Genomic DNA, 10,232 nt, shown 5'->3' on the forward strand with positions numbered 1-10,232 from the left:
TGAGGTGTAAATATGGCTGATGTAACATTAAAGCTATCTGCTAAAGATATTTATGAAAAGGAATTTGAAAGAGGTTTAAGAGGATTTAAAACTGAAGAAGTAGATGCATTTTTAGATGATATTATTTCAGACTATCAAAAAATGGCTGATTTAAATAATGAAGTCATCAAACTGACAGAAGAAAATTCTAAATTAAACAAAGAAATTGAACAGCTAAGAATACGTGTAGCTTCGGGAAGACCACAAGGCTCACAACAATATAATTCTAATAATGTAGACATATTAAAGCGTATTTCTAACCTTGAAAAAGCAGTATTCGGTGAATAAATTATAGTTATTTATCACAGTTTATGCTATAATTCGTTCTTGAGTGGTATTTCGGATAATCGCTACGTTAAGTAGAGGAAAGTCCATGCTCACACATTCTGAGATGAATGTAGTGTTCGTGCTTGGCGAAACAATAAGCCAGGGCAATTAATTGACGGCAACGAAATAACCTAAGTTATTTATAATATGGTTAAATTAGTTTGAAAGTGCCACAGTGACGGAGCTTGTACAGAAATGTAGAAGGTGGAACGCGGTAAACCCCTCGAGTGAGCAATCCAAAATTGGTAGGAGCACTTCTTTGACGGAAATGAACGGAATAAGAAGGTATGTCATCATACAGACAGATGATTATCACTGGCGTACGAGTGTAACTAGTGCACGTTAGCAGTACTAAAGGACAAAACATGGCTTACAGATTTATCACTCACTAGTGTTGCTCTCCCAAGTAGGAGAGCTTTTTATTTGTAAATTATAATTTAAATATAAAGGAGTATATACATGTATCAATTACTCGCGACTAGTCCTATGGGATTAGAATCAATTGTTGCTAAAGAAGTACAAGAGTTAGGATATGAAACGACAGTAGAAAATGGTCGTGTTCTATTCGAAGGTGACGAAACAGCTATCGTTAAAGCAAATTTATGGTTAAGAACTGCTGATAGAGTCAAAATCGTAGTAGGACGATTTAATGCTACAACTTTTGATGAACTGTTCGAAAAAACAAAATCATTACCTTGGGAGGATATTATAGGCGCTCAAGGCATGTTCCCAGTACAAGGTAAAAGTGTTAAATCTAAATTATTCAGTGTATCTGACTGCCAAGCAATCGTTAAAAAAGCGATAGTTGAAAAACTTAAACATGTATATCAAATTCAAGGTTGGATAGATGAATCTGGTAGTAAATACCAAGTAGAAGTATCTTTATTAAAAGATGAAGCTTTCCTCACAATCGATACATCAGGAGCAGGACTTCATAAAAGAGGGTATCGTTTAGCACAAGGTGAAGCACCAATGAAAGAAACATTAGCGGCAGCACTTGTTAGATTAACAAACTGGAGTGGAGAAACACCATTTATAGATCCATTCTGTGGTTCAGGTACACTTGCAATAGAAGCAGCGTTAATCGCACAAAATATAGCACCAGGCTTTAATCGTAGCTTTGCAAGTGAAGAGTGGGACATTATTCCAGAAGGTTTATTTGATCAATTAAGACAAGAAGCTGATGATGCAGCACTTTATGATAAAGAAATAGATATATTAGCAAGTGATATTGATCCTAGAATGGTAGAAATTGCAAAAGCAAATGCCGTTGAAGTAGGTCTTGGAGATATCATTAAATTTAAAGTACAAGATATACATGACCTTACAGTACCAGAAGGACCTGTTTCTATAATTGGTAATCCGCCATACGGAGAACGTATCGGTGAACGAAGTGAAGTAGAAGCTATGTATAAACACTTAGGTGAAATATTGACTCAAAATAATCAAGTTTCATTATATATGTTAACAAGCTATAAAGAATTCGAACCTTTAGTAGGTCATAAAGCAACAAAGAGAAGAAAATTATTTAATGGTTTTATAGAATGTACTTATTACCAATATTGGGGTAAAAGAAAATAGATAAAAAATGGTAGCTCTTAGAGCTAGCATTTTTTCGTTTGTTCTTTTAAGTATATGCTGAATGTTGAAAGATTAACCAAACAAGCAACATAGAAGGGCTGTATATTTTAAAATCTACGATTTTGAAAGTGCATGCTTGCCTTATGAATATGGTTCGAGACTGTAGTCGCGCGCGGCATACTATTCCCCCCGGGCGTCAGCACTTTGCAAAATCGTGGTGAATATTATAGAGATTTTTGCTATTTATCATGTGGACCTTGACTTGATAAATTCAACGGCTCTATTTATCATGTGAGCCCTGACTTGATAAATTCAACGGTCCTATTTATCATGTGGAGCCTGACTTGATAAATTCCCAAAGGGTAATCCAAGTGAAAGCCGATCAAATCGCACGAAGACTCAAAAGACAAATTAAAATGAGCGCAAATTCTTGATTCCAAAAGAATTTGCGCTCTTTTACTTACCAAAGTTTACCTTCACCTAAGCCTTTAGCTCCTGGTGGTGGATCTATAAACATTTGACTTATTGGCACTGTATAAGCAACTAAAATTAATAGTACTGTAATTACAATTAAAAATCTCCAATTTTCAACGAGTTTCGTTACAGGTTGATGTTCATCTAAAGCTTCAGCAACTGGATATTCTTCTTCGCCTTTTGGTGACAAGAAAGCTAAATGTATAAATACCATAACAACTAATATAATAGAAATAAATAATATTGTTCCCCCAACTGCTTGTAATACTTGATAAGGTATCCATTCAGCAGCTTGTTTAGCACCGCCGTATTCGGAATACGTAGATCTTCTTGGAGCGCCTTTTACTAATCCAACGTAGTGCATGGCGCCACTCATGATTGTCATACCAATAGCCCAAGTTAATCCTTGAATAATAGCTAGTTTATTTGTGAACTTCGTTAATTTTCTACCTGTACAATGTGGTATCAACCAATACATAATTCCGAAAAATGTTAATATAACAGCTGATGCGATTGTTAAATGGAAATGACCTGTTACCCAAATAGTATTATGAATCAAACCATTCATTTGTGCTGAAGCATTTACTAAACCGCCAGCACCTCCAGGTATAAAGGCCAACATACCTAAAAATGGTAAAACAAATCTTGCATCGTGCCATGGTAAAGATTTAAACCAATTGAATAACCCTTTGTATCCTAAAGAACGACCGTGATTTTCAAAAGTTGCAAACAAACTAAATGCTGTCATAAATGAAGGAATGACTACCATAAACGTTAAAATAACTTGCAAATACTTCCACATATCGTCGATACCAGGTTCAACTAATTGGTGATGTATCCCAACAGGAATACTGAAGAATAAGAAGAGCATAAATGACATTCTCGCTAAGTTATCTGAGAAAGCTTTTCCACCGATAATTTTTGGTACAATTGCATACCAACACATATATGCTGGCAATAACCAGAAATACACAAGTGCATGACCAAAATACCAAAATAATGTTCTGCTTAAAGAAACATCGACTCTTTCAACTAAACCTAATGACCAAGGTATTAATTGTAAAAGTACGGTAGCAGCGACACCTAATGAACATACAATCCACATTACCCCGTTAATGGCTACCATATAGCTAAGTAGTGGAGATTTCTTAGTAGGGTAAGTCTTCTTAAATTCTCGATACTTTAAAATTTGTCCAACTACAGAAATCCAACTTCCTACAACGACGAGCGCCATGCCTATATAGAAAATGACATGTGCTTTTAATGGTGCATAAAACGTATATAGAACAGTTGCTTTGTTCAGTAAGACCATTGTAGCTGCCATAAGTGTCCCAACAATCATTACCCAAAAACCAATCCAACCAAATTTCCTTTGTACTGTAGTTAAATGCCCACATGTTTTAGCGACTGCTGAATATTGAAAGCCTAAGATAAAGAAAGTTGTAAGCACGAGCGCTAATACAATACCATGTACCGTTAATATTTGATAATAAGAAATGGCCTTAGGTAATTGTAATAAACCTGATCTTACAAAAGTTTGTAATAATCCAGCGAGTCCCCCTAGAATTAAACAACAAACTGCCACATACATATGTGCCATAACGAGTTTACTATCCGTCTTGTTTAAACGTGTTATCATTTTTTATCCACAACCTTTATCATCGACTTCATATCTGCATGTCCGACACCACAATATTCATTACAGATGATAAGATATTCACCTTTATGATTGAATGTCTTTGAATATTCACTAATGTGTCCTGGTTCTAACATCATGTTGACGTTCGTTCCAGGTAAACTGAATCCATGCAATGTATCTTTACTTGTCGCAATGATTTTTACTTTTGAGCCTTTAGGTATTTCGATTTTCCCAGGTTGATAGTTAAAAGCTGAGGCTACAATAACGAGTTCGTAATCATAGTCTTTACCGTAAACTTTATGAAGCCCTGGTTTATTAAAAGGCTCAATTTGTTCGACTTTATCTGAGTTAACGTATGCTCTACCAGATGCAGCTGGTTTATGACCATTATGTAACCCTGTAATTATTAAAATTATAAGAAACAATGCTAAAGAAGCTGTTCCTACGCTTAACCATAGCTTTTCATATTTATGCACAGATTTCACCCCTTACATTCTGATTAAAAATAAAATAAAACAAATTACCCATAATACTGCAAAAATGCCTCCCAATGTAAAAACTGAATAGAGTGTGCCTCTAAGGTCGAGGTCGTCATGTGAATAGTCATCAGTTTTTTTACTAATGTCATTATTTTGGACTGTCATATGATTCATCCTTTCTTATATTCTCTTCATTATTTATAATAGAATAGAGATAGAAAAAATAATGTGATATAAATCACATTATTTTAAATTATTTGTGCAAAAATGAAGGGGAATTAAAATGAAAAGTAATCAAGAATCATTAGATTTACTCTATAAACTTAAAAAAGAAATTGAAAAATCTTCAAATCACCAATTAATCAAACAAATTAATGAAATGATTAAGAAAGTATATAACGAACAATATACTGTGAGTTTCGTAGGGCATTTTTCGGCAGGTAAATCTACTTTAATCAACAATGTTATCGGACAAAATATTTTGCCAAGTTCACCGGTACCGACAACGAGTAATACCGCACAATTAATTTCGTCTAATAAAAATAGTATTTCTGTTAACTTAAGTGACAATCAATATACAGTGGTAGAGAACCAAGAAGATGTAAAAAGGTTAAATACAGAAGATCGTGAAGTAGAATCTATAGAAATAGAATTTACTTCAGATAAATTTAATAAAGGATTTACTTTCCAAGATACACCTGGTGTTGATTCAATGAGCGACAACCATAGAGAAAGTGCCTTTCAATATTTACTCACTTCCAATTACGTTTTTTATACGGTCGATTACAACCATGTACAATCTGATATGAACTTTAACTTCATTAAATCACTTAACAAATTAGATATTCCAGTTATTTTAGTTGTTAACCAAGTTGATAAACATGATGAAGATGAAATCTCTTTTGATACATATAAGCGCAGGGTCAGTAAAGCTGTTGCAGATTGGAATCTTAATCTAGAAAAAATATTTTACGTTTCGAAATATGATACGCCAAATAATGAAAAAGTTGAATTTAATCAGTATATCCATCAACTTGATCAACAACGCACGGAGCATCAAGTATTTATTGAACGTGTGACCAATTATATTAGACAAGAACAACTTGAATATATTAATCGTCATATGGAAATTATTCTTTCAGACATCGATTCAACCGACGAATCTTTTGATGAAGATTATCAAACATTTAAAGAAAAGTTCAATGTACAAAATGAACAGTCACTCATTCAAAATAAAGAGCAGTTCACAACGAATTTAAAAGAAAAACGCAAAGAAATATTAGATAATGCATATTTAATGCCTTATGAAATGAGAGAAACCATTCGCTTATATCTAGAAACAACAGCGAAAGATTATAAAGTAAAAGGTTTATTCAACAAAGATAAGAAAAAAGCACAGATTCAAGAAGAAAAATTAGGCGAAGTAAAAAAAGAATTAGATTTAAAAATCCATGACGAAATCACTAAAGTGTGGATTAAATCATTAGAGAACCTCAACAAATACATTAAAGATGCCGCATTATTCGAAAAAATCATCAATCAACAATATACGATATCTGAACAAGAGTTGGCAGATCATGTACAAGAACAAACATCAATTACAAATGATTACGTGCTTATATACACGAAAGGCATAGCAGAAATCATCAATCGCAAAATTCGCAATGAAACGAATCAACTTATAGAAGAGATTGTAAAGGCTAGTGAAGTACGCAATGAAAAGATTGAAGATACAAACAAGATAAACGAATACGAAGAATATGTTGAATTCAAAAACTTAAAATCATCTCTTATAACAAATAACTATCAACATTATTATATACATTTAGATGAATCCATCGATAAACTCATCGATAGACATTTTGTACGTATAGAAGATATAGATTTAGGTGAGCAAAGAGAGCAAAAACATCAATATAAAGAAGAACAATCAAATCAAAAAGTAAGTAATATAGACAACATTAAAGACCAATTAGAACAATTAAAGAAATTACCGCTATTTGAAGGTGAAGTTGAAAACATTCATGATCAAGTTCAGCGTATAGAAAACAATATTACGAAAATTGCTGTATTTGGTACATTTAGTGCTGGGAAAAGTAGTCTCATTAACGCCATTTTACAAAGACCGATTTTATTAAGTTCACCAAATCCGACAACAGCGAGTATTACGGAAATCAGTTATGGCACGAAACAAGAAGTCACGTTTAAGACGTATGCACAATTGCTCGAAGAAATTAATCATATTACGGAATTTGCGAATAAAAGCTATGAGTCTATAGAAGAATTTATAGAAGATAATAATATTAAACAACATGCTTCATTATCGAGTCATCATATCGCATTTTTCGAAGCGGTTGAAACGAACTTTAAACATTATGAAACGACGCTTAAACAAGATCAAGCTGTTGAATTTGAACTAGATGAACTAGAAAAGTTAACTGCGGATGATACACATGCTGCATTTGTGCACAAAATTAATTTAAGACTTGAAGAAGAATGGCTAAAAGATAAAATTATAATCGACTCTCCAGGTTTAAACTCAAACAACCAGAGACATACGAGAGAGACAGAGCAAATCATCGCTTCAAGTGATCTCATTATATATGTAAGTTATTATAATCATGCATTTACAGACAAAGATGCTGCGTTTTTAACTTATATGCGTGATATGAATAATTTACAACAATCCCAAGGACTAAAATTCATCATCAATGCGATAGATTTAGCTGAATCTGAAGAAGATAAAAATGCAGTTATTGCATATGTAGAATCATCATTAGATGCATTGAATATTAAACCTGAATGTTATCCAGTATCTAGTAAACAAGCGCTCAAAGAATATGATGATTATTTTAACCGATTTATGACTGCTGTCGATTATTTTGTCAAAGTTGAAAGTAAAACTGTGCTTCAATCACAAGTAGAATCAAGAATTAATCAACTCATCAATGAATTAGAACAAATGGTTCATACATATAGACAAGATAAAGCGCAATTAGAAAAGAGAAAGGCAACGTTGCTTGAGTATAAAGAAAAGAAAAATTTCACAAATCAAACTGTTGTAAAGTCGCATCACCAATTAGAAAAAGAAATTCACGATCAACTTTACTATTTGAAAGACAGGCTTAATATACAACTCAATGATATTGTGAAGAAGCATTTCAATACTTCAACCGTAACTGACAATTTTAAAGCGTCTTTACAAACAAGCACGAAACAATATGTAGATGATTTAAATCAGAAGTTGAGTCTGGAAAGTTCACTCATAGTTGAAAGATTAAAGAACTTTTATGCAAGAACGTTTGATGATTTACTGACACCAACTATTGTAGAATTAAATGAAGCATCGATACTCGTATCAAAATTCAAACATGAATTCATCAATAAAACAATTCCCGAACCGATTAGCATTCGCATTCAAGATATTGCTCAACAAACAATCCATTCAATTTCTAAAAAAGACTTATTAAAAACATCTAAAGCAAGGGACGTACAAAAGGCGATATTAAATGATACAATGATGCTGCTAAATCAACCAATCGTGTCCTTTAATCATGTTTTGACAGTTAACTTAGAAAATTATGATACAATTGCTGAAGCATATATCGAGAAGTATAACGAAGAAACGATTAAACTGATTGACTCATATTTATCTGTTAATATAGATAACGATGTTATTGAACAAATTGAGCACGTCTTAAAAGAGATATAAAGGAGAACAAAATGGGAAACAAAATATTATTAATAGATGGTATGGCTTTATTATTTAGACATTTCTATGCGACAAGTATACACAAACAATTTATGAGAGATTCTAAAGGTATTCCAACAAACGCCGTGCAAGGTTTCGTGAGACACGCTTACACAGTTATAAATGACATACAACCTACTCATGTTGCAGTATGTTGGGATATGGGTTCGAAGACATTCCGTAATGATATGTTCGAGTCATATAAAGCAAACCGTACTGCACCACCTGAAGAAATGATTCCACAATTTGATAGAGCGAAAGAAATCGCAGAAAAGTTAGGCTTGCTTAACATAGGCATTAAGAACTATGAAGCGGATGATGTCATCGGTACAATTAGTAAACAAGCACAAGCAGAAGGCCATGAAACATATATCGTTAGTGGCGACCGCGATTTATTACAATGTATCAATACGAATGTTGATATTTGGTTAACGAAAAAAGGCTTCAATATTTACAACAAATATGACATTTTAAAATTTAGAGATGAATACGGATTAGAACCACATCAATTAGTAGATGTAAAAGCCTTTATGGGCGATACAGCTGATGGTTATCCGGGTGTAAAAGGAATAGGTGAGAAGACAGCTATTAAACTTATACAACAATATGAAACAGTTGAAAATGTTTTAGAAAATATGCATGACTTAACGGCAGGTCAACAGAAAAAGATTATTACGTATAGAGATGATTTAGCGATATCTAAACGTCTTGCACAAATTCATACAGATGTACCTTTAGAAACGGATGATTTATTAAATGAAATGACTTACAATCATCAAATAGAACATTCAATCAACATTTGTAATGAACATGAATTATTTGTTTCAAGTAAATATTTATCTACTAACTATTTATAAAATAAATCACCCAATCCGAAAATGATTCCAACGGATTGGGTGATTTTTTATTTCTGATTTTGTAAAGTGCTGACGCCCGGGGGAATAGTATGAGTGAGAGACTACAGGCTCGAACCATACCCCTAGGCAAGCATGCACTTTCAAAATCGTAAGATTTTAATATATATAGACGTTCTATGTTGCTTGTTTGGTAAGTCTTGCAACATAGAGCATGTATTTAAAAGAACAAACGAAAAAATAATATAGACATGAATATCCTCAACGATTTTGCAAAGTGCGGACGCCCGGGGGAATAGTATGAGTGAGAGACTACAGGCTCGAGCCATACCCCTAGGCGAGCATGCACTTTCAAAATCGTGAGATTTTGAGAATGGTTACTTCTTGCTTTTTAATTTTTTCCTCAAAGCTTGTTGTGCTAATTGATTTGCTTCCTTATTCTGTGATCTAGGTATCCACTTTACAAATATTAAATCAAAGGCTCGTTCTAATTGTTTGAATTCATTAAAATAACATTTAAACATTTCATTTTTAACAAAATCTTTCTCTATACTATCTCCAACTAATTTTGAATCGGTGTATATCAAAGCATTTTTGACATTTAAATCAATCGCATTTTGAATTGAAAAGATTAAAGCTTCCCATTCTGCACGATGATTATCCATTACACCGATATTTTTAGTGAAATAATGTCTTTCATTCTCAATTATAATCACGCTTGAACATGAACTTTCTCCAGGATTACCTTTAGTAGCTGCATCAAAATAAATCTGTGGCATTGATATCATCTCTTTCAATTAATTTCTCTATTATGACTAATTTACATGAACAGTATATATAGTTCAACGAATCTCTTCTGAATAAATCTTAAATAGACATATTAAAGGAAAATATTTAAAGTTCTTAAAATTGCATAAATATTTTATAGAGTTTTATTATTATAGTATTTTATTATCAGTAAAAAGATGATATACTATTTTCGAACAAAATTGAATTTTGTTCCATATCTTATATGCGAATAATTTAAACGGAAGGAGAGTTAATGAAATATTACCATTTGCATATTAATAGTGTGCACTTCACTCATA

Annotated in this window: 7 protein-coding genes and 1 other RNA gene; 5 read left to right on the plus strand and 3 right to left on the minus strand. The window is 32.7% G+C overall.

Going from position 1 to position 10,232, the window contains the following annotated elements:
• Positions 1 to 12: 12 nt before the first annotated feature.
• The 3 genes from gpsB (at position 13) to PYW35_RS06760 (ending at position 1,947) form a co-directional block, all read left to right on the plus strand.
• Positions 13 to 327, plus strand: coding sequence for a cell division regulator GpsB (gpsB, locus tag PYW35_RS06750; protein ID WP_016912948.1), 315 nt, complete (start codon positions 13 to 15; stop codon positions 325 to 327).
• A 47-nt stretch (positions 328 to 374) separates the two neighbouring features.
• Positions 375 to 744: RNase P RNA component class B (rnpB, locus tag PYW35_RS06755), an RNA gene on the plus strand.
• A gap of 81 nt (positions 745 to 825) precedes the next feature.
• Positions 826 to 1,947: a THUMP domain-containing class I SAM-dependent RNA methyltransferase gene (locus PYW35_RS06760; RefSeq protein WP_103322287.1), complete on the plus strand. Its 1,122-nt coding sequence runs from the start codon at positions 826 to 828 to the stop codon at positions 1,945 to 1,947.
• Positions 1,948 to 2,407: 460 nt separating this feature from the next.
• Here PYW35_RS06760 and PYW35_RS06765 read toward each other — a convergent pair whose 3' ends face one another.
• Together PYW35_RS06765 and PYW35_RS06770 are read right to left on the minus strand one after the other, a co-directional pair.
• Positions 2,408 to 4,060 carry a b(o/a)3-type cytochrome-c oxidase subunit 1 gene (locus PYW35_RS06765; protein ID WP_103322286.1) on the minus strand — a complete coding sequence of 551 codons (1,653 nt, stop codon included), beginning with the start codon at positions 4,058 to 4,060 and terminating at the stop codon, positions 2,408 to 2,410.
• Positions 4,057 to 4,536 carry a cytochrome c oxidase subunit II gene (locus PYW35_RS06770; protein ID WP_103322285.1) on the minus strand — a complete coding sequence of 160 codons (480 nt, stop codon included), beginning with the start codon at positions 4,534 to 4,536 and terminating at the stop codon, positions 4,057 to 4,059. Before PYW35_RS06770 ends, PYW35_RS06765 begins: the two co-directional genes overlap by 4 nt.
• A gap of 286 nt (positions 4,537 to 4,822) precedes the next feature.
• Between PYW35_RS06770 and PYW35_RS06775 the strand changes: the two genes are divergently transcribed.
• Complete coding sequence (locus PYW35_RS06775) at positions 4,823 to 8,251, plus strand: dynamin family protein (protein WP_103322869.1); 3,429 nt, start codon at positions 4,823 to 4,825, stop codon at positions 8,249 to 8,251.
• Between the two features lie 11 nt (positions 8,252 to 8,262).
• Entirely contained in the window at positions 8,263 to 9,147 is an 885-nt protein-coding gene (locus PYW35_RS06780) for a 5'-3' exonuclease (RefSeq protein ID WP_103322868.1), read from the plus strand.
• Positions 9,148 to 9,521: 374 nt separating this feature from the next.
• Here PYW35_RS06780 and PYW35_RS06785 read toward each other — a convergent pair whose 3' ends face one another.
• On the minus strand, positions 9,522 to 9,923 hold the full coding sequence (locus tag PYW35_RS06785; protein WP_103322867.1) for a ribonuclease HI family protein: 402 nt from the start codon (positions 9,921 to 9,923) through the stop codon (positions 9,522 to 9,524).
• Positions 9,924 to 10,232: the final 309 nt, after the last annotated feature.

This window comes from Mammaliicoccus vitulinus, from assembly GCF_029024305.1.
Taxonomy (GTDB): Bacteria; Bacillota; Bacilli; order Staphylococcales; family Staphylococcaceae; genus Mammaliicoccus; species Mammaliicoccus vitulinus.

Coding starts and splice junctions, on each gene's coding strand:
- PYW35_RS06780 (WP_103322868.1), top strand. CDS start 8,263: ATGGGAAACAAAATATTATTAATAGATGGTATGGCTTTATTATTTAGA.
- gpsB (WP_016912948.1), top strand. CDS start 13: ATGGCTGATGTAACATTAAAGCTATCTGCTAAAGATATTTATGAAAAG.
- PYW35_RS06760 (WP_103322287.1), top strand. CDS start 826: ATGTATCAATTACTCGCGACTAGTCCTATGGGATTAGAATCAATTGTT.
- PYW35_RS06775 (WP_103322869.1), top strand. CDS start 4,823: ATGAAAAGTAATCAAGAATCATTAGATTTACTCTATAAACTTAAAAAA.
- PYW35_RS06765 (WP_103322286.1), bottom strand. CDS start 4,060: ATGATAACACGTTTAAACAAGACGGATAGTAAACTCGTTATGGCACAT.
- PYW35_RS06785 (WP_103322867.1), bottom strand. CDS start 9,923: ATGCCACAGATTTATTTTGATGCAGCTACTAAAGGTAATCCTGGAGAA.